The organism is Streptomyces similanensis (assembly GCF_039543625.1).
GTDB lineage: Bacteria > Actinomycetota > Actinomycetes > Streptomycetales > Streptomycetaceae > Streptomyces > Streptomyces similanensis.
Genome location: NZ_BAABKC010000073.1, coordinates 1 through 23,394, shown reverse-complemented (window position 1 = coordinate 23,394; position 23,394 = coordinate 1). Strand labels below are relative to the sequence as shown.

The following is a 23,394-nucleotide window of genomic DNA, read 5'->3' as shown; positions in this document are numbered from 1 at the left end:
ATCACCGGCCCGTGCCCGTGCCGCCGCCGGCGGACGTGCCCTCGGAGTGGGCCTTCAGCCCAGCGATCCCGGCCTTGATGGACTCATCCGTCCTGAGTTGGTCGTTCCCCACTTTTTCCAGCACGTCGGCGAGCCCGTCGCACAGCTCGCTGATTTCCTTCACGCGGCGTTCCCAAGAGTCGTACACGCTCTTTTGAGCTGCCGCGGTTGAACAGGCGGCGTCCTTGCCGAGCCCTGACGCGCCGTGCTCCAGCTTCGTCAACGCCTTGCCGATGTTGTCCCGCAAGTCCCCCACGCCTTGACCGGCCGTAGACCACGCCTTCTTGTCGGACCGGAGCCTGCCGGAAACGCCGCTACTGCTCGAAGTCGCGCCGTTCTGGTCGCCGGGCGCCTGGTTGAGCTGCATCCGTGTGGAGTGCCGTTCGGCCGCCGTAGCCTTGAGCTGCTCCCACTCGTCCCACGCCACGCGCGGCCCCTCCCCCCGTGCCTCGTCGTACGTCGGCGAGACCTCTGAACGTTCGATCACCACTTTGCGGTGGTCGAGAAGCACAGTAGTGACGCCGCGTCGAGCCACCCATCCGTATCGGCCACCAGCCCGTCTGAGTAGGCGTACTCAGACGGGCCACAGGGAGGCACGGGGGTCTGCGCCCAGGGGCCGGTGATCAAGGGGGAGGAGTGGAGGGATAGCGTCTGCTTGACGATAAGGGGGGCGCGTGCCAAGCTGGCGCAGTGTCAGGGGCGGGGGAGTTCCTCGGTTCGTTCGTTGGTTCGGCGGGCCGGTTCCGCCTGTTCGGGTTCGGGTTTCGCCGGCCAGCTGCCTGGTCGGCCGGTCGGCCGGTCGGTGGGGCTGGCGGTGTCGACCCCGTCCCCCCCGCGTGACGTCGCTTCGTCAAGGAGGTCTCATGGGGCGTGTGCGCGTTCCCAATCCGCGGCTGGATGCGCGGCGGACCGATCGGGCCGCCGGGGTGTTGCTCGGGGCCGGTGTGGGGGACGCGCTCGGGGTGCCGTACGAGTTCGCGGCGGTGCTCGGGGCCGAGCAGCGGCCGGAGATGGTCGGGGGCGGGCTCGGGCCGTACGCGCCCGGTGAGTACTCCGACGACACCCAGATGCAGGTGTGCGTCGCCGAAGTGGCCGCCACCGGCGCCGACCTGCGCGCGCCCGAGGCCCTCGACGCCGTCGCCGCCGGCTTCCGGCGCTGGCTGAGCGGCGGCGCCAGCGATGTCGGGGCGCAGACGCGCGCCGTGCTCCGCGCCGCCGAGAAGGCCGGCGGGGCGCCGGGCGCCGCGCTGCGGGACGCCGCCCGTGACTACGCCGACCGGCACCCGCGCAGCGCCGGCAACGGCTCGCTGATGCGGACCGGGATCGTCGCCCTCGCCCATCTCGGCGACGTGCGCGCGATGGCCGAGGCCGCCGTCGCCGTCAGCGCGCTCACCCACCCGGACCCCGACTGCGCCGACGCCTGCGTCCTGTGGTGCTCCGGCATCCGTACCGCCGTGCTGGACGGGACCTTCGACGGGGTGCGGGCCGGACTGGAGTTGCTGCCCGTCGAGCGGCGGGCGCTGTGGGCCGAGCGGCTGGACGAGGCCGAGGCGCATCCGCCGCGGTACTTCGCCGGCAACGGCTGGGTCGTGCACGCGCTCCAGGCCGCCTGGTCGGCCGTCGTCCGTACGCCCGTCCCCGAGTTGGACCTCGCCCAGAAACGTTTCCCCGCGCAGCATCTGCGGCTCGCGCTGGAGGAGGCGGTGCGCGCCGGGAACGACACCGACACCGTCGCCGCCATCGCCGGCGCCCTGCTCGGCGCGCGCTGGGGCTGCTCCGGCATCCCCTTGCGGTGGCAGCAGGACGTGCACGGCTGGCCCGGGCTCACCGGCGCCGACCTCGTCCGGCTGGCGGTGCGCACCGCGCAGGGCGGGCAGGACGACGGCATCGGCTGGCCTTCGATCGTCCGCGCGCCCGTCCCGGCCGGCGCGCCCCGCGGCTTCGCCCTCCCGCACCCGTACGACCCCGGCGTGCTGCTCGGCAACCTCCCCCTGCTGCACAGCGGTGCGCCCGTCGACGTCGACGCGGTCGTGTCGCTGTGCCGGATGGGGACGGGGCCCGTGCTGCCCGGCGCCGACGTCGAGCACGTCCGCGTCTGGCTCGTCGACCGGGACGACCACAACGCCAATCTCCACTACGTCGTCGATCAGGCCGCCCGCGCGGTGCTGCGGCTGCGCCGCGCCGGCAAGCGGGTGCTGCTGCACTGCGCCGCCGGGCAGAGCCGTACCCCGGCCGTCGCCGCCGTCTACGGCCACCTGGCCACCGGCGTCGACGGCGACACCGCGCTCGCCGATCTGCGGGGTGCGCTGGTGCACGGCTGGAAGCTCTCCGCACACGTAGAACTGCACGACGCCGTGCGGGCGTTGACCGTCGGGGATGCTTCGGGGCGTACGCCGGCGACGGCCGCACAGGTGCAGGAGACCGTCCCCCGGGTCCAGGAGAGTGGCTCTCAGGTTCGGGAGAGTGAGAACGAGGGGCAGCCGTCGGGCGGGTTCCCGGGGGAGAAGTGGGCGCTGTCGCGGGTGCGCGGGCTGTTGCTCGGGCTGGCCGTCGGGGACACGCTCGGCGCGGCGCGGGGCGAGTTGCCCGCCGGGGTCACGCTGCGGGCCGGAGTCAGCACGCAGTTGGCCTGCTTCACCGCCGAGGGCACGATCCGCGCGCTGGTACGCGGCGACCACAAGGGCGTCTGCCATCCGCCGTCCGTGCTGTGGCACGCCTACTGCCGGTGGGCCGCCCTCCAGGGCATCGGGGCGGAGCGGCTACGGCGCCGCTGGGCCCCGTACGGAGACAAGGCGTGGCCGGACGGCTGGCTCGCCCAGGTACCGGTGCTGGGCCTGCGGCGCGGGTCGGCGCCGGCGACCGTGGCCGCGCTGGCCGAGGCCGAACAGGGCACCGTCGAGACGCCGACCACCTCCAGCCGCGGCTGCCACGCGCTCACCCGCACCCTTCCCCTCGCCGTGGTCCGCGCCGGGCACGACTCGGGCTACTGGGCGAAGGAGGCGCGTGCCGTCGCCGCCCTCACCCACGGCGACCCCGCCGCCCAGACCGCCGCCGTCCACGCCACCGTGCTGGCCGGCCACCTGCTGGCCGCCGGCGCGCGACCGGAGGTACGGCGCGCCCTCCACGACGCCGTGCACGCGATCGCCACTCTCGACTCCGGTTCCGAAACCGGCTCCGGTCCGTCCGGCCAGGAGTGCGGCCGCCTCACCGAGGCGTTGGAGGAAGGCGAGGCGTACCCCGGTGACGCGCGCCGTCTCGCCCGTCTCGCGCCCGACCCCACCGCCCCCTCGGCGCTGCTCGGCGGCCTGTACGCCGCCGCGTCCTTCCCGGAGCGGGACCAGGTGGCGGCCGCGCTGCGCTTCGCCGCCGGGGCGCCGGACGGGGACTCGGCGGCCTGTGTGACCGGGGCGCTGCTCGGCGCGGCGCACGGGGCGGAGGCGCTGCCGCTCGATCTGGTCAGCCGGCACGAACTGGCCTGGGTGCTGGACACGTTGGCCCGTGACCTGGTCGCCCAGCTCGTCGACCGGCCCGGCGGCACGGAGTACACGCCGGGGTGGGACGCGCACTGGTGGGACCGCTACCCGGGCTGGTGAGCCGGCGGCGCCGGGGGAGGCGGGGGAAGGCGGGGCACCGGGTTCGCCGCCGCGGCCGGGAGGGGGCTGTGGCAGTCGCGGCCGGGAGGGGGCTGTGGTAGTCGCGGCCGGGAGGGGGCTGCGGCAGTCCGGCCCGCGCCGTCACTGCCTGGTCACCCGGACCCGGTAGTTGCCGTCCAGGTCGGCCGCCGCCACGTCGATGCGGATCCTGGCCTTGGGGTCCTTGAAGGTCTCGCCGGGGGCGAAGGGCGCGTCGGAGAGTTCGGCCTGCACGTTGGGGCTGCGGGTGCAGCCGCCGGAGTCGCGGCGGGCGTCGTAGACCGTGATCGGGCCGCGGCCGGTGTCGACGCCGGCGTCGACCTTGTAGATGAGGACGCCCGGCCGGCACACCGTCTCGTCGTTGCCCTCGTGGGTGCGCAGTTCGAGGGCGTAGCCGGTGTGGTCGTCGAGCGGGACGAAGACCAGCTTGGGGCCGCCGGGGCGCTCCAGCGGGGTCAGGGTGTACTCGGCCGAGCCGTGCCCGCTCGCGCAGCTCACCTGGTGCGCGTCCAGCCAGCCCAGCTTCCACTTGTGCCAGCCGAGCAGGTCGTTGTTGGCGCCCCAGTCCTCGCTCATGATGTCCCAGTGGCCGACCGCGCCGCCGCCCTCCTGCGTGTAGAGGTCGGGCAGGCCGAAGACGTGGCCGTTCTCGTGCGGCAGGACCCGGTAGCCGGTGCTGTCGTAGGTACCGGAGCCGTCGTCCTGGCGGGAGTAGACGAAGGAGGCGTTCGAGACCGGGACGCCGTCGGCGACCGGGGCCTCGGCGTTGCCGGCGAAGGTGACGGACAGGACGGTGTCCAGCGCGGAGGGGCCGGCGTTCGGGGTCATCAGTACGTTGAGCAGGTCGTAGTCGCGGAAGTCCACCGTGGGATCGGCCGCCGCCACGATGTCCTGGACCAGCTTGCGGTAGCCGGGGTCGAAGGGCGCGCCGCGTTCTATGCCGTACGCCTTGAACGGCTTGGGCATGCGCAGCCAGCGGGGTATCGGGGTCTCGGGGCGGTAGTCGAGGCGGCCGTAGGAGGCGGTGCGGAACCAGTTCTGGGTCTGCGGGAAGAACTCGTGGAAGCGGTCGAGGGCGTCGCCCTGGCCCTGCGCGTCGGAGAAGTCGATCATCACGGTGAGGGCGTGCACGGTGCCGGTGGAGCGGGCGTAGCCGTGTGCGGTGGGGACGCCCTCGGTCATCTGCACGGTGGTCGGGCCGCTGATCATGCAGGGGATGAGGGCGGGGGAGCGGGCCAGGCCGTAGGCGTCGGCGCCGTTCGCCGAGGCTCCCGTCGTCAGGTGCGCGGCCCCGGCGGTGCTGGCCGCGAAGGTCAGGACGGCGACGGACGTGAGAGCGGCGGCACGGCGCTTGCGTATCCGGCGTCGGGGCGGCTGCGGCGGCATGCGTGGACCCTTCGCTCCAGGCAGCCACCGGTTCGCCCCCAGACAGCCACCGGTCTTTGGCTGCACCCTTTCGATCACTCTCTGTCGCGGGTGCGGCGGGCGCGCGCTGGAGCGGTCCGGTCGTGGGAACGGGGCGGTGGGACGGCGGGGGGACGGGTACGACCGTGACGCGGTGTGATGTGACCCAGGTCACGGGAAACTTCTCGCCGGGGCGGAAATAACCGGGGACCGTTTCCCCGTTTGGTCAGGTGTCCGCGCGAAACGGGGATTCACTCTCCGGATCGCCTCATCACCCGACCGAAGGAGTACGCCGTGCAGGCCGCGACGACCGCGACAACCGCGCAGCGCAAGGCGACCAGGCCGCGCGCCGACGCCCTGCGCAACCGCGAGCGGATCGTCACCGCCGCCCGCGAGATGCTCGTCGAGCACGGCCCCGAGGTGCCGCTCGACGAGGTCGCCCGCCGGGCCGGCGTCGGCAACGCCACGCTGTACCGCAACTTCCCCGACCGCGCCGCCCTCGTCCGCGAGGTGCTGTGCGCGGTCATGGACCGCACGACGCTCGCCGCCGAGCAGGCGCTCGCCGAGACCGGCGACGCCTTCGAGGCGCTGTCGAGCTTCGTGCACACCGCTGCCGACGAACGGGTCGGCGCGCTGTGCCCGATGGTGGCCAGCGCCTTCGACCGCAACCACCCCGACCTGGAGGCGGCGCGCGAACGGTGCGAACGCCTGGTCCAGGAGGTCATGGACCGCGCCGTCGCGGCCGGACAACTCCGGCCCGACGTGGGCGTCGGCGATCTGCTGGTCGCCGCGGCCCAGCTCAGCCGGCCCCCGGCCGGCACCGGCTGCCCCAGCCACGACCGTTACGTCCACCGTCATCTTCAGCTGTTCCTGGACGGACTGCGGGCCCCGGCCCGCACCGCCCTGCCGGGCACGGCGACCACCATGGAGGACCTCCGCCGGGACTGCTCCACCCAGCCGGCGACCCCGAAGCCCTGACCGAGCGCCCTTGACTGAGCGCCCTTGACCGCCCGCCCCTGACCGGGCGCCCTGACCAAGCGTCCTGACCGGGCGCACCCAGCTCCCGCGCCCTCAGCCGCCACCGACCGTCCCGTAACCACCAAGCTGCGCACGGCCGCCCACCGAGGGGCGGGCCGTTCCTTGACGACACCCTTTTTCCGTCACGAAGTCCTGAAGTGGGTATCCCCATGTCCAAAACAGCCGCACCGGCTCCCCTCCTCCCGGAGGCCGGCGACGCCAACCGCTGGAAAGCGCTCGTCTTCATCGCGCTCGCTCAGCTGATGGTCGTCCTCGACGCCACCATCGTGAACATCGCCCTGCCCTCCGCCCAGCAGGACCTCGGCATCTCCGACGGCAACCGCCAGTGGGTCGTCACCGCCTACGCCCTCGCGTTCGGCGGGCTCCTCCTCTTCGGTGGCCGGATCGCCGACCTGTGGGGCCGCAAGCGCGCCTTCGTGACCGGTCTGACCGGCTTCGCCGCGGCCTCCGCGCTCGGCGGCGCGGCCACCACCGGCACGCTGATGTTCGGCGCCCGCGCGCTCCAGGGCGCCTTCGGCGCGCTGCTCGCGCCCGCCGCGCTCTCCCTGCTCGCGGTGATGTTCACCGACGCCCGCGAGCGCGCCAAGGCGTTCGGCATCTACGGCGCGATCGCGGGCGGCGGCGGCGCCGTCGGCCTGATCCTCGGCGGTTTCCTCACCGAGTACCTGAACTGGCGCTGGACGTTCTTCGTGAACATCCCGTTCGCCGTGGTCGCCGCGGCCGGCGCCTACTTCGTCATCCGCGAGCCGGCCGGCGGCCGCAACCGCTCGCCGCTCGACATCCCGGGCGTGGTCCTGTCCACCCTCGGCCTGGTCGCCCTCGTCTACGGCTTCACCCGCGCCGAGTCCGCCGGCTGGAGCGACGCTCTGACCGTCTCGATGTTCGTCGCCTCCGTCGTCCTGCTCGGCGCCTTCGTGCTGGTGGAGTCCCGGGTCAAGGCCCCGCTGCTGCCCCTGCGGGTGATCACCGAGCGCAACCGCGGCGGCGTCTACCTCTCGCTGGGCCTGGCCATCATCGGCATGTTCGGCCTGTTCCTCTTCCTGACCTACTACCTCCAGATCGTGCGGGGCTACTCGCCGGTCAAGACCGGGTTCGCCTTCCTGCCGATGATCGCGGGCATGATCACCGGCTCCACCCAGATCGGCGCCCGGCTGATGACCCGCGTCCCGGCCCGGCTGCTGATGGGCCCCGGCTTCCTGGTCGCCGCGGTCGGCATGCTGCTGCTGACCCAGCTGAGCCTCGACTCCTCCTACGCCGCCCTGCTGCTGCCCGGGATGCTGCTGCTCGGTCTCGGCATGGGCACGGCGTTCATGCCGGCCATGTCCCTGGCCACCCTGGGCGTCCAGCCGCGCGACGCCGGTGTCGCCTCCGCGATGGTCAACACCTCGCAGCAGGTGGGCGGCGCCATCGGCACCGCCCTGCTGAACACGATCGCCTCCTCCGCCACGGCCGCGTACCTCACCGGCCACCTGGCGGGCGCGGGCACGAACCGGGGCGCGCAGCAGCGGGTCCAGCTGGAGGGCCTGGTGCACGGCTACACCAACGCCATCTGGTTCGCCGTCGGCATCCTGGCCGTGGCCGGCGTGATCGCGCTGACCTTCGTCAACGCGGGCCGGCCGGGGAGCACCACGGTGACCGGCGCGGGCTCCGCCGACGGCGAGATCGCGGCGGACGAGATGCCGGTGCCGGTCATCGCACACTGAGCGCACCCCACCGGGTACCGGTGCGGGTACGGGGCCGCGCGCTCCGTACCCGCCCGGTTCAGCGCAGCCAGGGCAGGTCCGCGCCCGCTTCGTTCGGCTGGAGTCCCTCGGCGACGATCTGCATGATCTCGCCGAGGGACTTCTGCTGTTCCGGGCTCAGCCGGTCGAACAGCGCCTGGCGCACCGCGGCCACATGCCCCGGCGCGGTGCGCCGCAGCACGTCACGGCCGTCGTCCGTCAGCACCGCGAACTGCCCGCGCTTGTCGGAGGGGCAGTCCTCGCGGCGTACCCAGCCGTTCTTCTCCAGCCGCGCGACGGCGTGCGAGAGCCGGGAGCGGGTGATCTTGGCGTCCCTGGCCAGCTCGGTCATCCGCAGCCGGCGGCGCGGGGCCTCGGCGAGTTTCACCAGGAGGCCGTAGTAGATGTGCGGCATGCCCGCGTCGCGCTGCAACTGCCGGTCGAGATGGTCCTCGAGCAGGGTGGTGGCGTGCAGGTAGGCGCGCCAGACGCGCTGCTCGTCGGCGGTGAGCCAACGGTGCGTCCCGGCGGCAGCGGCGTGGGGCGACTCGGGTGCGGTGGAGGGTGCCGTGTTCATACATCCCACTGTACGAGACGGTTCCTTGAAGGTTAAACAAAAAACTTGAGGACTAAACAAAACGGTCGTAGGCTCGGAGGAGCCAGGAGCTTGAAACTTCAAGCTACATACGTCGCGTACGCCACGCAGGCCATGCGGGCCATGTACGCCACGTACGCCACGTACGCCACGTACCTCTAAGACGACCGCAGGGAGCCGCCGCCGTGTCCGCCACCGCCCAGGAGCGCATGCCCGCCCTCTACCTCAGCCACGGCGCCCCGCCGCTCGCCGACGACCCCGTGTGGCCCGGCCAGCTCGCCGCCTGGTCCGCCGAACTGCCCCGGCCCAAGGCGATCCTCGTCGTCTCCGCGCACTGGGAGGAGGCACCGCTCGCCCTCGGCGCCGTCGAGACGGTTCCCCTCGTCTACGACTTCTGGGGCTTCCCCGAGCACTACTACCAGGTGCGCTACGCCGCCCCTGGCGCCCCCGAACTGGCCGAGAGCGTGCGCAAGCTGCTGCGCGGCCCCGGGCTGCCCGTGCGGGACGTGCCCGACCGCGGCCTCGACCACGGCGCCTACGTGCCGCTGGTCGAGATGTTCCCGGCCGCCGACGTCCCCGTCCTCCAGGTCTCCATGCCGACCCTCGACCCGGTCGCCCTCATGGACATCGGACGCCGGCTCGCCCCGCTGCGCGACGAGGGCGTGCTGATCGTCGGCTCCGGGTTCTTCACCCACAACCTGGCCGCGCTGCGGCACACCGGGCCGGGCGTGCCGAGCTGGTCCTCGGAGTTCGACGACGGGGGCCGGCGGGCGCTGGAGGGCCGGGACTGGGACGCCCTGCTGGACTTCTCGCACAAGGCTCCGGCGGGCCGCTACGCCCATCCGCGCACCGAGCACTTCGCCCCGCTGTTCGTCACCATGGGCGCGGCCGAGGCCGGCGGCGAGCTGGACGGGCCGCGCTCGGTGATCGACGGCTTCTGGCTGGGAATGGCGAAGCGGTCGGTGCAGTTCGGCTGAGCGGGAGCGGGAGCGGGAGCGGCCGCGGCCGTCCGGGGGCGGTGTGCGGCGAGGGTGTGGAGAGTCTGGGAATCTCCTGAGAGTCCGGGTGTGCGGCAACCTTCCGCCGGTACGAGCCGTCATGGGAGGTGGGAGGGTGCTCGACGGCGACACGCTCCCACCGGCGGGCGCCGAGCGGCGTGCCCGCGGACACCGGCGGCGTTGCGGTGTCCGTGTGAGGGGCGTCTCAGGCACCGGGCGGCCGAGCGGCCCCACGAGGGCTCCGAAGCCTCCGGCTCCCCGCCCTGACCTGCGGGACCGCGTCCGTCGACGGCGCACACAGGGCGTTGCGGCGGACAGGGTACTGCATGATCAGAAAATTTGAGGGGCGGCTTGGGAATTCTGTCCTGATTCCAGTCGTTGTTTCCAACGGATGCGGGGCACCCGAGGAGAGTTCCTGAAAGTCCGATGAGAGTGCCCGGCGTCCCGAGGACCACCCGCTGACCCTCCCCCACGTTCTCGGCTTCGCTCGAACAGGGGGGACCCATTCGCAAGGGAGCACGCATGGCAACCCGTGCCGTCGCCCGTCGTAAGTCCGCCACCGGCGAGACGGCCGACGCGGCAAGCAGTGTTCGCGCCCATGGCGGCGAGATCGCCGATCGCGACCTGGTCGGCATGTACCTCGACGAGATAGCGCGCACACCGCTGCTCGACGCCGCCAAGGAGGTCGAGCTGTCCCAGGTCATCGAGGCGGGTGTGTTCGCGCGGCAGATCCTCGACGGGTACGAGGAGCCGAAGGCCGAGGCCACGCCCGAGGAGTTGCGGGCGCTGGTCGACGCGGGCGAGCGGGCCAAGGACGTCTTCATCCGCTCCAACCTGCGGCTGGTCGTCGCGGTGGCCCGCCGCTACCCGCGCAGCGGCCTGCCGCTGCTGGACCTGATCCAGGAGGGCAACGCCGGCCTGGTGCGCGCGGTGGAGAAGTTCGACTACCGCAAGGGCTTCAAGTTCTCGACGTACGCCACCTGGTGGATCCGCCAGGCGATCACCCGCTCGATAGCGGACCAGTCCCGCACGATCCGGCTGCCCGTCCACCTGGTGGAGGAGCTGGGCCGCATCCGCCGCGTCCAGCGCGAGTTCAACCGGGAGAACGGCCGCGACCCCGAGCCCGCGGAGATCGCGGCGGAGCTGGGCTCCACGCCGGAGCGCGTCGCGGACGTCCTGGACTGGGCCCGCGACCCGGTCTCGCTGAACATGTCGGTGGACGACGAGGGCGAGACCCAGTTCGGCGACCTGCTGGAGGACACCTCCGCGGTGTCGCCCGAGCAGTCGGTGCTGACCCTGCTGCGCAGCGAGGAACTGGACGACCTGATCGGCCGCCTCGACCAGCGCACGGCGTCCATCATCAAGATGCGCTACGGCATCGACGACGGCCGCGAGCGCACGCTGACCGAGGTCGGCAAGGAGCACGGCCTGACCCGCGAGCGCATCCGGCAGATCGAGAAGCACGCGCTGCTGGAGCTGAAGAAGCTGGCCCGCGACACCGGCTTCGACGCGGCGGCGTGACCCCGCGGGGGCGGCTCAGAGGCGCGTCGGCGCCCCTGCCGGGCCGGTACGGCGTGCGCCGGTGGCCGAAGACCGCGCGAACATGGCCGTGTACCGCCGCTTGAGAGGCGGCGCTCCGGGAACAACCCCTACGGCGGGTCGTGAACGCTCCGCCGGTGCCGTACGTATGGCCGTACGTACGGAACGGAACGCGCACGCACCCTGACGACGAACCGACGAACCCGACGAACTGAAGAGACGGCCGACGACGAGACGGCCGGCGGCGACTTGACGGCCGCGGCGGCTTCTCGACGACGGCGGCCCGACGAAGCGAGCCACGTCCCGACGCACTCCCCCCCGGCGCCGGGACCTTCCCAGAGCCGGGCTTCGGCGCCCCACCCCCCGGGTGCCGAGGCCCGGCCCCACATCCGCGTCCGCGCGTGTCGAAAGAGCGGGACACCCCGGACCTGAACCCCGGGGTGGCCCGCGCGTAGCACTCTGCCACAGCGGAACTACGCATCGCTAATCCCCAGGTCGCGCGGGCCGCTCGGCCCCGACGCCGGCGTCGGACGGGGAGCCGGCGGCGCCGGCCCGGCTCAGCCGCGCCCCCAGTTCCCGTACGCACCGCACCAGTTCGGCCGGTTCGTGCACGGTGAAGTCGCAGCCGAGCAGCGCCAGCCGCGTCGCGACCCACTCCAACTGGTCGCCGAGCGAGGCCCGCAGCCGGCAGCGGCCGTCGGCCAGCGGCTCGGGCGTGCCGAACCAGGCGGGCAGCCGCGCCGCGACCACCTCGGCCGGCGCGGCGAACGTCACGCCGACCCGGTACGTCTCCTGGTGCCGCTGGTACACCGACCGCCGCAGGTACTCCGCCGCGCTGCCCGTCGGCAGTTCCCGCGGCGCGAACCGGGCCCCGGTCGCGAACGGCTCGCTCACCCGGTCGACGCGGAACGTCCGCCAGTCCGCCCGGTCCAGGTCGTAGGCGACCAGGTACCAGCGCCGCCCGGTCGACACCAGCCGGTACGGCTCCGTCGTCCGCCGCGTCCCGGCGCCGTCCCCGGCCCGGTAGGCGAACCGCAGCCGCTCCCGTCCGGCCACCGCGGACGCCATCACGGTCAGCGTCTCGGGGGCGACGCTCGCGCCGTCGCCGCTGGTCAGCGGGGTGGTGGCGGCCTGGAGCGTGGTGACGCGGTGGCGCAGCCGGGCCGGCAGGACCTGCTCCAGCTTGGCCAGCGCCCGCACCGACGCCTCGTCCACGCCCTCGATCGCGTGCCCGGCGCCCGCCCGCAGCCCGACCGCGATCGCCACCGCCTCCTCGTCGTCCAGGACGAGCGGCGGCATCGCCTTGCCCGCGACCAGCCGGTAGCCGCCGTCGGCGCCCATGGTCGCCTGCACCGGGTAGCCCAGCTCGCGCAGCCGGTCCACGTCCCGCCGCACGGTGCGCCGGGACACCCCGAGCCGTTCGGCCAGCTCGCCGCCGGGCCACTCGCGGGGTGTCTGGAGCAGGGACAGCAGCTGGAGGAGCCGGGCCGGGGTGTCCGTCGTCATGGGTCCGAGGATGCCGCACATCTAGGACACGATCTGGCCTACTGGCCTCCTACCGTGCCTGCATGACCTCCAGCGAAACCCCTGTCAGCAGCCCGGCGCCGGCGGGCGACCGCCGCCGCTGGTTCGCGCTGGCGATCGTGATGACCGCGGCCTTCATGGACCTCGTGGACGTCACGATCGTCAACATCGCGATCCCGTCCATCCAGCAGGACGCCGGCGCGTCCTTCAGCCAGATCCAGTGGATCACCGCCGGTTACGCCCTCGCCTTCGCGGCCGGACTGATCACCGGCGGCCGGCTCGGCGACATCCACGGCCGCAAGCGGCTCTTCCTCGTCGGCGTCGCGGGCTTCACCCTCGCCTCCGCGCTGTGCGGCTTCGCCGCCAACCCGGAGATGCTGGTGGCCTCGCGCATCCTCCAGGGCGGCATGGCCGCGCTGATGGTCCCGCAGGTGCTGTCGATCGTGCACGCCACCTTCCCGGCGCGCGAACGCGGCAAGGTCTTCGGCCTGTTCGGCGCGATCGTCGGCCTGGGCGCGGTCTCCGGGCCGCTGCTGGGCGCGCTGCTGACCCAGTGGAACCTGTTCGGCCTCGAATGGCGGCCCATCTTCCTGATCAACCTGCCGGTCGGCGTCGTCGCCTTCCTGCTCGGCGGCCGGTTCATCACGGAGTCCCGCGCGCCGCGCGCCATGAAGCTGGACCTGGTGGGCGTCGCCCTGGTGACGCTGGGCCTGCTGATGCTGCTCTACCCGCTGACCCGGGGCCGCGAGCTGGGCTGGCCGGTGTGGGGGTACGTGTCGATGGCGGGCGCGTTCGCGGTCTTCGCCGCGCTGGTGGCGTACGAGCGGCGCAAGGCGGCGCGGGACGGGTCCCCGCTCGTCGAGCTGTCGCTGTTCCGGGTCAAGAGCTTCGCGGCCGGCATCGCCGTGCAGACCGTGTTCGGCGTCGCGCTCGGGGTGTTCTTCCTGGTCTGGACGCTGTACATGCAGACCGGGCTGGGCTGGAGCCCGCTGAAGGCGGGGCTGACGGGCGTGCCGTTCTCGCTCGCGGTGTCCACCGCGGCCGGCCTGTCGGTGCAGAAGCTGGTCCCGCGCTTCGGCCGCAAGGTGCTCCAGACGGGCGCGCTGCTGATGGCGGCCGGCGTCCTGCTCTACATCGGCGAGTCCCACCGCTACGGTCTGGACATCACGCCCTGGCAGATGGCGCTGCCGCTGGTGGTGATGGGCGCGGGCATGGGCCTGATCGTGGCCCCGCTGACGGACGCGGTCCTCTCGGAGGTGCCGCGCGAGCACGCCGGTTCCGCCTCCGGTCTGATCAACACCGTCCAGCAGATGGGCAACGCGCTGGGGCTCGGGCTGGTGTCGGTGGTGTTCTTCGGCGTCATCGGCGACCGGCTCACCCCGGCCCAGGTGGGCCCGGCCTTCGTGCACGCCTTCCAGCACGCGCTGGTGTGGGTGGCGGCGGTGCTGGGCGTCATCTTCCTGCTGATGTCCGCGCTGCCGAAGCGGCCGGCCCAGCACGTGGAGGGCGAGGGCTCGGGCGAGGAGGCGGACACGGCGGCGGAGGCGGCCGCGGCGGACGGCGAGCGGGGGCGGGAGCGCGCGCTGGTCGGCTGAACGGGGGCGACGGTGAGGTGAGTGCGACGGTGAGGTGAGTTCGGGTGCGGGGCCCGGTGCCGCGAGGGCGGCGCCGGGCCCTTCGCCGTGCCCGGGGCGGCCTCCGGGGCGGTGTCCCGGTCGGTACCCATCGGAAGGGTGTGCCCGTTCGTGCCCGGATAGTGCCCGGATCTGTTTACTTTCCGGTTGGCCGGGCGTAGCCTCCCCCGGTACACACAGATTCGGGCATCGGTCGGAGGCAGTCGGACATGTACGCGGCGGAGCGGCAGCAGGAGATCCTCCGGCTCGCCCGTGACGGGGGCCGGGTGGACGTGGTGTCGCTCGCCGAGGAGTTCCAGGTGACGGCGGAGACGATCCGCCGCGACCTGAAGACCCTGGACCGGGCCGGGCTGCTGCGCCGGGTGCACGGCGGGGCCATCCCGGCCGGCCGCCTCGACTTCGAACCGGACCTCACCGAGCGCGAGTCCACGGCGGCCGACGAGAAGGACCGCATCGCCAGGGCGGCCCTCGCCGAACTGCCCGCCGACGGCACGCTGATCCTGGACGCCGGCACCACCGTGGCCCGGCTGGCCGCCGCCCTCCCGCTGGAGAGCGAGCTGACCGTGGTCACGCACTCGCTGCCCATCGCCGCCCGCCTCGCCGACCACCCCGGCCTCCAGCTGCACCTGGTCGGCGGGCGCGTACGGCACCGTACGCGGGCCGCCGTGGACGCCTGGGCGCTGCGGGCGTACGGCGAGATCCGCGCCGACGTGCTGTTCGTCGCCGCCAACGGCTTCTCCGCCGCGCACGGTCTGACCACGCCCGACCTCGCCGAGGCCGCCGTGAAGCGGGCCGCGATCGCCGCCGCCCGCCGGGTGGTGCTGCTCGCCGACTCCGCCAAGCACGGCCAGGAGCACTTCGCCCGCTTCGGCGACCTGAGCGACGTGGACCTGCTCGTCACCGACAGCGCGCTGAGCCCCGAGGACGCCGCCGCCATCGAGCGGGCCGGCACGGAGGTGCTCCGCGCGTGATCGTCACCGTCACCCCCAACCCGTCCCTGGACCGCACCTACGAGGTCCCCGCGCTGGACCGCGGCGAGGTCGTGCGGGCCACGGGCGAGCGCATGGACCCGGGCGGCAAGGGCGTGAACGTCTCGCGCGCCGTCGCCGCCGCCGGCCGCCGCACCGTCGCCGTACTGCCCCTGGGCGGGGCGCCGGGCGCCCTGGTCGCCGAACTCCTCGCCGCGCAGGGCATCGAGGTCGCCGCTGTCCCGGTCGCCGGGACCACGCGCTCCAACATCGCCCTCGCCGAGGCGGACGGCGTCCTGACGAAGATCAACGCGCCCGGCCCGCGGCTCGCGCCCGAGGAACGCGAACTGCTCCTGCGGACCGTGCGGGAGCGGGCGCGCGCCGCCGACTGGATCGCCTGCTGCGGCAGCCTCCCGCGCGGACTCGCCCCCTCCTGGTACGCCGACCTGGTCGCCCGCGCGCACGCCGCCGGGGCGCGCATCGCGCTGGACACCTCCGGGCCCGCGCTCCTGGCCGCGCTGCGCGAGCGCCCGGACGTGGTCAAGCCGAACGCCGAAGAACTCGCCGAGGCCGTCGGCCGCCCCCTGGCGACGGTGGGCGACGCGGTGAAGGCGGCCGAGGAACTGCGCGCGCTCGGCGCGGGCGCGGTGCTGGCGAGCCTGGGCGCGGACGGCCAGCTGCTCGTGGACGGCGCGGGCCTCTGGTACGGCGGCGCACCGGTGGCCGCGGTCCGCAGCAACGTCGGCGCGGGCGACGCCTCGCTGGCCGGCTTCCTGATCGCGGGCGGCGCCGGTCCCGATGCCCTGGCCTCGGCCGTCGCCCACGGCGCGGCCGCCGTCCAGCTGCCCGGCAGCCTGATGCCCACCCCGCCCGACCTGTCCCCGGCGACCGTCACGGTGACGTCCGACGTCCCCCTGGACCGCCCCCTGTCGGAACCCGCGCCATGACCCCGCCTCCGGTCCCGGCCCTTTTCTCAGCACCCGCCGCCCCCCACGGCACCCCCGTCCCCACCCCCGCCCCGGCTATCCCCGCCGTTCGGGCGATACGCGAGCGAAGGAGCCCGCGATGAGCGAGATGATCGGCGCGGACCTGGTCGACCTCGACCTGTCCGCCGACACCAAGGAGGCGGCGGCGCGCGCCCTCGCCGAGCGGATGGCGGCCCGCGGCCGGGTGACCGACGTGGAGGGCTTCCTCGCCGACGTGGCCGCCCGCGAGGCGCGGATGCCGACCGGTCTCGACGGCGGCATCGGCATCCCGCACTGCCGCAGCGCGCACGTCACCGAGCCGACGCTCGCCTTCGGGCGCAGCGCCGCCGGGATCGACTTCGGTGCCGCGGACGGTCCCGCCGACCTCGTCTTCCTGATCGCCGCACCGGCCGGCGCCGACGACGCCCACCTGACCCTCCTGTCCGCGCTGGCCCGCAAGCTGATGAACGCCGAGTTCACCGCCGCGCTGCGGGCGGCGACCGACGCGACGACCGTCGCCGCGCTGATCCGCGGAGACACCCCTCCCACGGAGGCCGCCGCGCCGGAGACGCCCGCGAACCCCGCGCAAGCGCCCACCCCTGCGCCCACCCCTGCGCCCACCCCTGCGCCCACCCCTGCGCCCGCACCTGAGACGGCTCAGGACTCGGCGCGGGAGACGCCCCCCGAGTCCGCGCAAGCGCCCGCGTCCCCGCCGGAGACCGAGGCGCCCTTCCGGATCGTCGCCGTCACCTCCTGCCCCACCGGCATCGCGCACACCTACATGGCGGCCGAGTCGCTGGCGAACGCCGGCCGGGAGGCGGGCGTCGAACTCGTCGTGGAGACACAGGGCTCGGCCGGCTTCACCCGCCTCGACCCGGCGGTGATCGCCGCGGCCGACGGCGTGATCCTCGCCCACGACGTCCCCGTACGGGACAAGCACCGCTTCGCCGGGAAGCCCACCGTCGACGTCGGCGTGAAGGCCGGCGTCAACCGGCCCGCCGAACTGATCGCCGAGGTCCGCCGGAAGGCAGCCCGCGGCGAGACGACCGCACCCGCCGGCTCCGCCGCCACCCCCGTCGACCGCGCGGGCGAGCCCGGCGAGGGCTACGGCACCAAGCTGCGCAAGTGGCTCATGTCGGGCGTCAGTTACATGGTCCCGTTCGTCGCGGCGGGCGGCCTGCTGATCGCGCTGGGCTTCGCCCTGGGCGGGTACGAGGTCAACAAGGCGCCCTCGGTCATGGACCACTTCCTCTGGACCCAGAGCGACAGCTGGGCCGCGCTGATGTTCCAGATCGGCCAAGTGGCCTTCGCCTTCCTCGTCCCGGTCCTGGCCGGCTACATCGCCTACGGCATGGCCGACCGCCCCGGCCTGGTCCCCGGCTTCGTCGGCGGCTCGATCGCGCTGACCGTCAACGCCGGTTTCCTCGGCGGCCTGGCGGCCGGGCTGCTCTCCGGCGCGGTGGTGACCGCGATCCAGCGGGTGCGCGTCCCGCGGGCGCTGCGCGGCATCATGCCGGTGGTGGTCATCCCGCTGATCTCCTCGGCGGTCGTCGGATTCCTGATGTTCGTCGTCATCGGCAAGCCCATCGCCACCGCGCAGCAGGGCATGACCGACTGGCTGACCAGCCTGAGCGGTGCCAACGCCGTCCTGCTCGGCGCGCTGCTCGGCCTGATGATGTGCTTCGACCTCGGCGGCCCGGTCAACAAGGTCGCCTACACCTTCGCCACCGCCGGGATCGCGGTCGCCGACCCGAGCGACTCGGCGATGAAGATCATGGCCGCGGTGATGGCGGCGGGCATGGTGCCGCCGCTGTCGATGGCGCTGGCCACCACCGTGCGCGGCCGCCTGTTCGACGAGACCGAGCGGGAGAACGGCAAGGCCGCCTGGGTCCTGGGCGCCTCCTTCATCTCCGAGGGCGCGATCCCGTTCGCCGCGGCCGACCCGCTGCGCGTGATCCCGTCGGCGATGGCGGGCGGCGCGCTCACCGGCGCCCTCTCGATGGCCTTCGGCGCCACCCTGCGCGCCCCGCACGGCGGCGTCTTCGTGGTCCCGCTGATCGGCAACCCGTTCCTCTACCTGATCGCCGTCGCGGCCGGCGTGTGCGCGTCGACGGCGCTGGTGGTCGCCCTCAAGACGCTGCGCGGAGCCCCGGGCGCGGGCGGCGGGCAGGGGGACGGCGAGGAGGCGCGGTCCGCGCGCGCCGGCCGCGAACAGCCGGTGGCCGCCTGACGGCCCACCCACGTCACCCGCGGCATCCGCCGCCCTGTCGGTTTGGGGTGCTGTGAGTAGTTCACGTCACCTGCGAGATACGTCACGGTCCGGGGCCGATGTCCCGGACCGTGGTGTTCACTTGACGCATGCCTGAGCACGTCTCGATGCTGATCCTGTGCGGCGTGGCCCTGCCCGCCGTGCTGATCATCGCCTGCGCCCTCGTTCTCGCCGGCTACCGCTACGGCCTCCGGTTCGAGATCCGCCGCCGGACCCCCGTGCCGGGCCTGCCGAGCCTGCCGGCCCTCCCGCCGCAGCGCACCTCCGGCCCCCACCGCGAGTACGTCGAACTCTCGGCGGCGGAGCGGGCCGCCTTCGCGGGCCTGATGCGCCGGCTCAGCGACGGCTGACCCGGCCCCGCCCGCCGGACTCCCCGGCCTGCGGCGCGGCCGTGGTCACGACACCTGCGCCGCCCGCCGCTCCATGGCGTCCCGCGCGGCCTCCTCCGTCGCGTACACCTCGCACATGTGGCGTCCGTCCGGGGTCGCCGTGTGCTCCACCTCCCACAGGGAGACCTCCGCGCCGTCGCTCAGCAGGAACGCGTGCTCGTAGAGCGAGAAGCACAGTCCGGCCCGCACCGACCGGCAGGGGCGGCCGAACGCCTGGGTGATCCGGTGCCCGCACGCCTCCGCCAGCAGCGCGACGACGTCCGCGCCCGGCCGGTCCGCGTTCTCCGCGCGCCGCAGCAGCCGGCGCGCGTGGTCGCCCGAGGCGTCCGGGACGTAGCGGGGCCGCTTCTCGGGCAGCGGCGCGAACCGCACCGGCACCGGCAGCTCGAAGTCCGGCGCGTCCGGCGGGAGCGGCAGCCGGCCGGTGGCGCAGCGCAGCTCCTCCTCGTCCAGGTACACCTCGTGCTGCGACTCGCCGCCGGGCACGGTGTTGTGCACCAGCTCCCACAGGGTGAGCGCCGAACCGTCGGCGAGCAGCCAGGTGTGCCGGTAGGTCTCGCGGTGCAGTCCGGCGCTGTGGTGCGCCGAACGCAGCGAGCCGTCGTACGCCAGCGCGCAGTCGAGCCGGCGTATCGTCTCGTCGGGCAGTTCGAAGGAGTTCAGCGCACGGCCGAGGAGCCGCGCGAGGTGCTCCTCCGGGGACTGCGGGGACTCGCGTGGCTCGTACGCTGCCGTCTCGTACGGAACGCTCAAGGTTTCTCCCGGCGTTGCTGCATGTCACCTGGTGGGTGCATACCGTAGCCCCTCGGTCGGACATCGTGACCCGGAACCGAGAAAACGTCTGCCGGAAAAACGGCCGGGCCGCGCGAGAAGTTCCCGCGCGGCCCGCCGAGTCGTCAAAATCCGCTGCTCAAGGGCGTTTCGAGGCGCTCAGACGGCGCTGCCGGCGGTCCACTCGCTCCACGACATGTTCCAGCCGTTGAGCCCGTTGTCGGGGGAGACGGTCTTGTCGGGGGAGTGCTTCACGACCACCACGTCGCCGATGAGCGAGTTGTCGTAGAACCACTTGGCGGTGGTGTCGCCCTGGGCGCCCTGCACGTCGGCGAGACCGACGCAGCCGTGGCTGGTGCCCTCGCGGCCGAAGGGCGGGTTGCCCTTGTTGTACCAGTAGTTGCCGTGGATGAAGGTGCCCGAGGTGGTCAGGCGCATGGCGTGCGGCACGTCGGGGATGTCGTACTCGCCGCCCAGGCCGACCGTCTGACTGTTCATCCGGGTCTGGGGGAACTTCTCCGCGATCACCATCGCGCCGTTGTACGTGGTGTGCTCGGCGCTGCCCGTGGAGACCGGCACCGACTTGACGGTCTTGCCGTCCCGGACCACCGTCATGGTCTGCGTGCTGACGTCCACCGTGGAGACCTGCGAGCGGCCGACCGTGAACGTCACCGTCTTCTTCTGCGTGCCGTAGAGGCCGTTCGCGCCCTGCACGCCGTCCAGGTCGATCTTCATCGTGACCTTGGAGCCGGCCTTCCAGTAGTCGTCGGGCCGGAAGTCGAGCCGCTGCTCGCCGAACCAGTGCCCGACCACCTGCTGGCCGCTGCTGGAGGTGACCGTGATGTGCGACTGCACGGCCTTCTTGTCGCTGATCGCCTTGTCGAAGGTGAACGACACCGGCATGCCGACGCCCACCGTCGTGCCGTTGTCCGGCGTGTAGGTGCCGATGAAGCTGTTCGCCTTGGAGACGGTCGTGAAGATGGAGTTCGCGGCGGCGGGCCGGCCGCCCGAGTCCTTCGCGGTCGCCGAGATCTGGTACTTGGTCCCGCGCTCCAGCTGCTCCTTCGGCTTCCAGGCGGAGCCGTCCGCCGAGATCGCCCCGGGCACGGCCTGCCCCGACCCGGCCACCGTCATCTTCACGTCGGTGAGCCTGCCGTCGCTGACCTTCACCCCGGTCGCGTTGATCGACGCGCTCGTCGAACCGTCCTTGGCGGAGATGGTGATCCGCGCCGTGGAGGACTTGGCGGCGCTCTGGCCGCCGTCCTTGCCGGCGTCGTCGGCCTTGGCGTCGCCGCCGCATCCGGTGAGGGTGAGGGTGCCGACCATCAGGGCGGCACAGGCCCCCAGTACGCGCCGCGCTGCTATGTCCGGCCTAGTCACGGGCTGCTCCAGGTTCGTGTGAGGTGCGTGATCCACTGCACGTGTGTGGAGCAAGAGGCGGCCCGCCCGGCACCGGGTTCCCGCCGAACGCCCGTGAGGCCCGCACGTGACAGAACCGGGACAATCGCCGACGCGGTGTGACACGGCGGAGGCGCCGCGCGGAGCCGACCGCGCCCCCGCCGCCCGCCCTTCGCCTCACCGGCTCCCGTACAGCTCCTCGTACGCCGGCCACGCCCCGCCGGGCCCGTCCACCGGGTCGGCGGCGCGCACGGCGCGGACGATCGCGCGGGTCACCACGTCCGCGCCGGCCGCGAGCACGGTGTTCAGGGCCAGTGGCCGCCCGGCGTCGAGCGGCCTGGCTCCGGTGGCCAGCGCGAACACCGTGTCCCCGTCGTTGAGCAGATGCACCGGCCGCACCGCCCGCGCGATGCCGTCGTGCGCCGTGCCGGCCAGCTTCTGCGCTTGCGCCTTGGACAGGTCGGCGTCGGTGGCGACCACCGCGAGGGTGGTGTTCAGCGACGGCGGCCCGTTCCGCTCGGCGCACTCGGCGAGCCGCGCACGCGCCGCCCGGTGCGTGCGCGGGTCGGGGTACTCCACCCGGCCCTGGAACAACTCCCCGTACAGCACCCCCGTTTCTGGATCGATCACCGAACCGGACGCGTTGGCCACCACCAGCGCCGCCACCGTGACGCCCGAGCCGAGGACCGTACTGGCCGTGCCGACCCCGCCCTTGAGCGCGCCCACGGCCGCTCCCGTCCCGGCGCCGACGCATCCCTCTTGCACGGGGGCGCCCGGCTCGCTCGCCGCGGCGGCCGCCACCGCCGCGCGTCCGGTGGCCGCGTCCGGCCGGGCCCGGAAGTCACCGCCGCGCCCCAGGTCGAACACGCAGGCGGCGGGGACGACCGGCACCACGTGCGTCGGATCGGGGCCGACCCGCACCCCGCGTCCGCGCTCCTCCAGCCAGGCCATCACCCCGGACGCGGCGTCCAGTCCGTAGGCGCTGCCGCCGGACAGCACCACCGCCTCCACGGTCCGCACCAGGTTGCGCGGATCGAGCGCGTCGGTCTCCTTGGTCCCCGGCCCGCCGCCGCGTACGTCCACGGCGGCGACCGCGCCGCCCTCCGGCGCGAGCACGACGGTCGTCCCGGTCAGCCACCCCTCGCCCCGGCGCGTGGCGTGCCCCACCCGCAGACCGGCGACATCCGTCAAAGCGTCAGCTGTCATGGAGGCCAGTCTCCCCGCACCCCGCCGCCGGGACGCCTGCCGCCGGGTCGCCTGCCGCCGGGTCGCCCGCCGCCGGGGCGGGGGCGCGCGGCGCGGACCGTACCCTTGAGGCATGAGTACCGCCCCCGAGCCGCGTGATCCGAAGAGCGCGCTGATCTTCGACGACCCGCTGAGCCAGCAGTCCACGGACGACACCGACAAGGGATGGGGCGAGCGTCCGGACGGCGACGCCGCCGCCGACCTGAAGCGCTTCCTCGACGAGAAGCCGCCGCACCACATCTGAGGCCGGCGGCCCCGTGGCTATCGTCCGGCGCTGTGCGTGCCGTCGCGCTGGGCGACCAGCTCGTCGCGGATCTCCTTGAGCACCTGGAGCTCGGTCACGTCCACGATCTCCTGGGCGCCCTCCTTGGCCTTCCGCCGCGCCTCCTGCCGGGCCAGGAACTTGGCCATCGGCAGGACCATCAGGAAGTAGACCACCGCGGCCGTGATCATGAACTGGAGCGTCGCGCCGAGCACGGAGCCCCACGCGATCTCGATGCCCTGGTCGCCCTTGCACGAGGAGCTGAGGCACGAACTGTAGTGGTCGAGGTTCTTGGTGCCGATCGCCCCCACGACGGGGTTGATCATCCCCTTCACCACCGCGTTGACGATGTTGGTGAAGGCCGCGCCGACGACCACCGCTACGGCCAGGTCGACCACGTTGCCGCGCATCAGGAAGGCCTTGAAACCCTGCCAGATGCTCGGGTCCTGCTTCTTGCTCACCGGTGGCCCCTTCTCGGATGTGCTGCTCGTCGGACAAACGGCCACTCAACCTACGGGTCACCACAGGGTCACCGCCAACCGGGTGGTCGCACTCGCCCCGGCCAGCCGCGCGGCCGTGGCACGCGGCACACGCAACGCGACCAGCGCACCACTCTCCGTCCCTCGCCGGCCGGCCCCGTCCGCACCGGCCCAGTCCGTACCGGCCTCTCCTTGGGCCGCCCCGCCGGTCACCGGCTGCGGCACCCGGCTCACTCGTGCGCCGCGGGCCAGTACCCGGGCCGTGCCGTCCGTCGCCGGGTCCCCGGCGGCGATCACGTCGACCCGGTCGCCGGGGCGCAGCAGCCGTACCGTCTCCGCGTCGGCGATGCGCACGGGCGCGGTCACCGTCCGCCCCGCGTCCGCGCCGACGCCGTCCGTCCCGAGACCGTCTGTCCCGAGACCGTCCGTCCCGAGGCCGTGCGTGCCGCCCGGCGGCGGGTCGGCCGACCGTGCCGGGTGCGCCCGCGCCGGGCCGCCGCCCGGTGGACCGGCCCCCGGCCGCG

20 protein-coding genes are annotated in these 23,394 nt (G+C 73.6%); 11 read left to right on the top strand and 9 right to left on the bottom strand.

Features of this window, described 5'->3' with window-relative positions:
• Position 1 precedes the first annotated feature (1 nt).
• Positions 2 to 550 carry a hypothetical protein gene (locus tag ABEB07_RS23975; RefSeq protein WP_345670229.1) on the bottom strand — a complete coding sequence of 183 codons (549 nt, stop codon included), beginning with the start codon at positions 548 to 550 and terminating at the stop codon, positions 2 to 4.
• A 352-nt stretch (positions 551 to 902) separates the two neighbouring features.
• On the opposite strand from ABEB07_RS23975, the gene ABEB07_RS23970 reads away from it, so the two are divergent.
• Positions 903 to 3,632, top strand: a complete 2,730-nt coding sequence (locus ABEB07_RS23970; RefSeq protein ID WP_345670228.1) for an ADP-ribosylglycohydrolase family protein — start codon at positions 903 to 905, stop codon at positions 3,630 to 3,632.
• Positions 3,633 to 3,773: 141 nt separating this feature from the next.
• On the opposite strand, the gene ABEB07_RS23965 is transcribed toward ABEB07_RS23970, so the two are convergent.
• Entirely contained in the window at positions 3,774 to 5,057 is a 1,284-nt protein-coding gene (locus ABEB07_RS23965) for a M6 family metalloprotease domain-containing protein (RefSeq protein ID WP_164588263.1), read from the bottom strand.
• 312 nt (positions 5,058 to 5,369) lie between these two features.
• Here ABEB07_RS23965 and ABEB07_RS23960 point away from each other — a divergent pair, with 312 nt between their 5' ends.
• Together ABEB07_RS23960 and ABEB07_RS23955 are read left to right on the top strand one after the other, a co-directional pair.
• Entirely contained in the window at positions 5,370 to 6,053 is a 684-nt protein-coding gene (locus ABEB07_RS23960; protein ID WP_345670227.1) for a TetR/AcrR family transcriptional regulator, read from the top strand.
• 209 nt (positions 6,054 to 6,262) lie between these two features.
• Positions 6,263 to 7,816, top strand: a complete 1,554-nt coding sequence (locus ABEB07_RS23955) for an MFS transporter (RefSeq protein ID WP_345670226.1) — start codon at positions 6,263 to 6,265, stop codon at positions 7,814 to 7,816.
• Positions 7,817 to 7,874: 58 nt separating this feature from the next.
• Here ABEB07_RS23955 and ABEB07_RS23950 read toward each other — a convergent pair whose 3' ends face one another.
• Positions 7,875 to 8,411, bottom strand: coding sequence for a MarR family winged helix-turn-helix transcriptional regulator (locus tag ABEB07_RS23950; RefSeq protein WP_176149367.1), 537 nt, complete (start codon positions 8,409 to 8,411; stop codon positions 7,875 to 7,877).
• A gap of 203 nt (positions 8,412 to 8,614) precedes the next feature.
• Between ABEB07_RS23950 and ABEB07_RS23945 the strand changes: the two genes are divergently transcribed.
• Together ABEB07_RS23945 and ABEB07_RS23940 are read left to right on the top strand one after the other, a co-directional pair.
• Positions 8,615 to 9,406, top strand: coding sequence for a dioxygenase family protein (locus tag ABEB07_RS23945; RefSeq protein WP_345670224.1), 792 nt, complete (start codon positions 8,615 to 8,617; stop codon positions 9,404 to 9,406).
• Between the two features lie 543 nt (positions 9,407 to 9,949).
• Positions 9,950 to 10,948 (top strand): sigma-70 family RNA polymerase sigma factor, encoded by a 999-nt coding sequence (locus tag ABEB07_RS23940; RefSeq protein WP_164588258.1) that lies wholly within the window; start codon positions 9,950 to 9,952, stop codon positions 10,946 to 10,948.
• A gap of 501 nt (positions 10,949 to 11,449) precedes the next feature.
• Here the strand turns inward: ABEB07_RS23940 and ABEB07_RS23935 are convergent.
• Complete coding sequence (locus ABEB07_RS23935; protein WP_176149365.1) at positions 11,450 to 12,472, bottom strand: helix-turn-helix transcriptional regulator; 1,023 nt, start codon at positions 12,470 to 12,472, stop codon at positions 11,450 to 11,452.
• Between the two features lie 62 nt (positions 12,473 to 12,534).
• Here ABEB07_RS23935 and ABEB07_RS23930 point away from each other — a divergent pair, with 62 nt between their 5' ends.
• From ABEB07_RS23930 to ABEB07_RS23910, 5 genes are all read left to right on the top strand, one after another.
• Complete coding sequence (locus ABEB07_RS23930; protein WP_345670222.1) at positions 12,535 to 14,085, top strand: MFS transporter; 1,551 nt, start codon at positions 12,535 to 12,537, stop codon at positions 14,083 to 14,085.
• A 248-nt stretch (positions 14,086 to 14,333) separates the two neighbouring features.
• The gene (locus ABEB07_RS23925) at positions 14,334 to 15,095 is read left to right on the top strand and encodes a DeoR/GlpR family DNA-binding transcription regulator (RefSeq protein ID WP_345670221.1); all 762 of its coding nucleotides are present in this window, start codon (positions 14,334 to 14,336) and stop codon (positions 15,093 to 15,095) included.
• Positions 15,092 to 16,039 (top strand): 1-phosphofructokinase, encoded by a 948-nt coding sequence (gene pfkB / locus ABEB07_RS23920; RefSeq protein WP_345670220.1) that lies wholly within the window; start codon positions 15,092 to 15,094, stop codon positions 16,037 to 16,039. Before ABEB07_RS23925 ends, pfkB begins: the two co-directional genes overlap by 4 nt.
• A gap of 118 nt (positions 16,040 to 16,157) precedes the next feature.
• Positions 16,158 to 18,287, top strand: coding sequence for a PTS fructose transporter subunit IIABC (locus ABEB07_RS23915; RefSeq protein ID WP_345670219.1), 2,130 nt, complete (start codon positions 16,158 to 16,160; stop codon positions 18,285 to 18,287).
• A 128-nt stretch (positions 18,288 to 18,415) separates the two neighbouring features.
• Positions 18,416 to 18,676 carry a hypothetical protein gene (locus ABEB07_RS23910; protein ID WP_176149360.1) on the top strand — a complete coding sequence of 87 codons (261 nt, stop codon included), beginning with the start codon at positions 18,416 to 18,418 and terminating at the stop codon, positions 18,674 to 18,676.
• Positions 18,677 to 18,721: 45 nt separating this feature from the next.
• Here the strand turns inward: ABEB07_RS23910 and ABEB07_RS23905 are convergent, their stop codons facing one another.
• The 3 genes from ABEB07_RS23905 to ABEB07_RS23895 all read right to left on the bottom strand — a co-directional run bounded on the left by ABEB07_RS23905 (position 18,722) and on the right by ABEB07_RS23895 (position 22,090).
• Positions 18,722 to 19,468: a DUF6227 family protein gene (locus tag ABEB07_RS23905; protein WP_345670218.1), complete on the bottom strand. Its 747-nt coding sequence runs from the start codon at positions 19,466 to 19,468 to the stop codon at positions 18,722 to 18,724.
• A gap of 177 nt (positions 19,469 to 19,645) precedes the next feature.
• Complete coding sequence (locus ABEB07_RS23900; RefSeq protein WP_345670217.1) at positions 19,646 to 20,866, bottom strand: L,D-transpeptidase; 1,221 nt, start codon at positions 20,864 to 20,866, stop codon at positions 19,646 to 19,648.
• Between the two features lie 195 nt (positions 20,867 to 21,061).
• Positions 21,062 to 22,090 (bottom strand): P1 family peptidase, encoded by a 1,029-nt coding sequence (locus ABEB07_RS23895; RefSeq protein WP_345670216.1) that lies wholly within the window; start codon positions 22,088 to 22,090, stop codon positions 21,062 to 21,064.
• A 112-nt stretch (positions 22,091 to 22,202) separates the two neighbouring features.
• Between ABEB07_RS23895 and ABEB07_RS23890 the strand changes: the two genes are divergently transcribed.
• On the top strand, positions 22,203 to 22,373 hold the full coding sequence (locus tag ABEB07_RS23890; protein ID WP_203634320.1) for a hypothetical protein: 171 nt from the start codon (positions 22,203 to 22,205) through the stop codon (positions 22,371 to 22,373).
• A gap of 17 nt (positions 22,374 to 22,390) precedes the next feature.
• Here ABEB07_RS23890 and mscL read toward each other — a convergent pair whose 3' ends face one another.
• Together mscL and ABEB07_RS23880 are read right to left on the bottom strand one after the other, a co-directional pair.
• Positions 22,391 to 22,852: a large conductance mechanosensitive channel protein MscL gene (mscL, locus tag ABEB07_RS23885; RefSeq protein ID WP_164585536.1), complete on the bottom strand. Its 462-nt coding sequence runs from the start codon at positions 22,850 to 22,852 to the stop codon at positions 22,391 to 22,393.
• Between the two features lie 57 nt (positions 22,853 to 22,909).
• The coding region (locus ABEB07_RS23880) for an RcpC/CpaB family pilus assembly protein (protein ID WP_345670213.1) at positions 22,910 to 23,394 on the bottom strand (485 nt) is incomplete at its 5' end.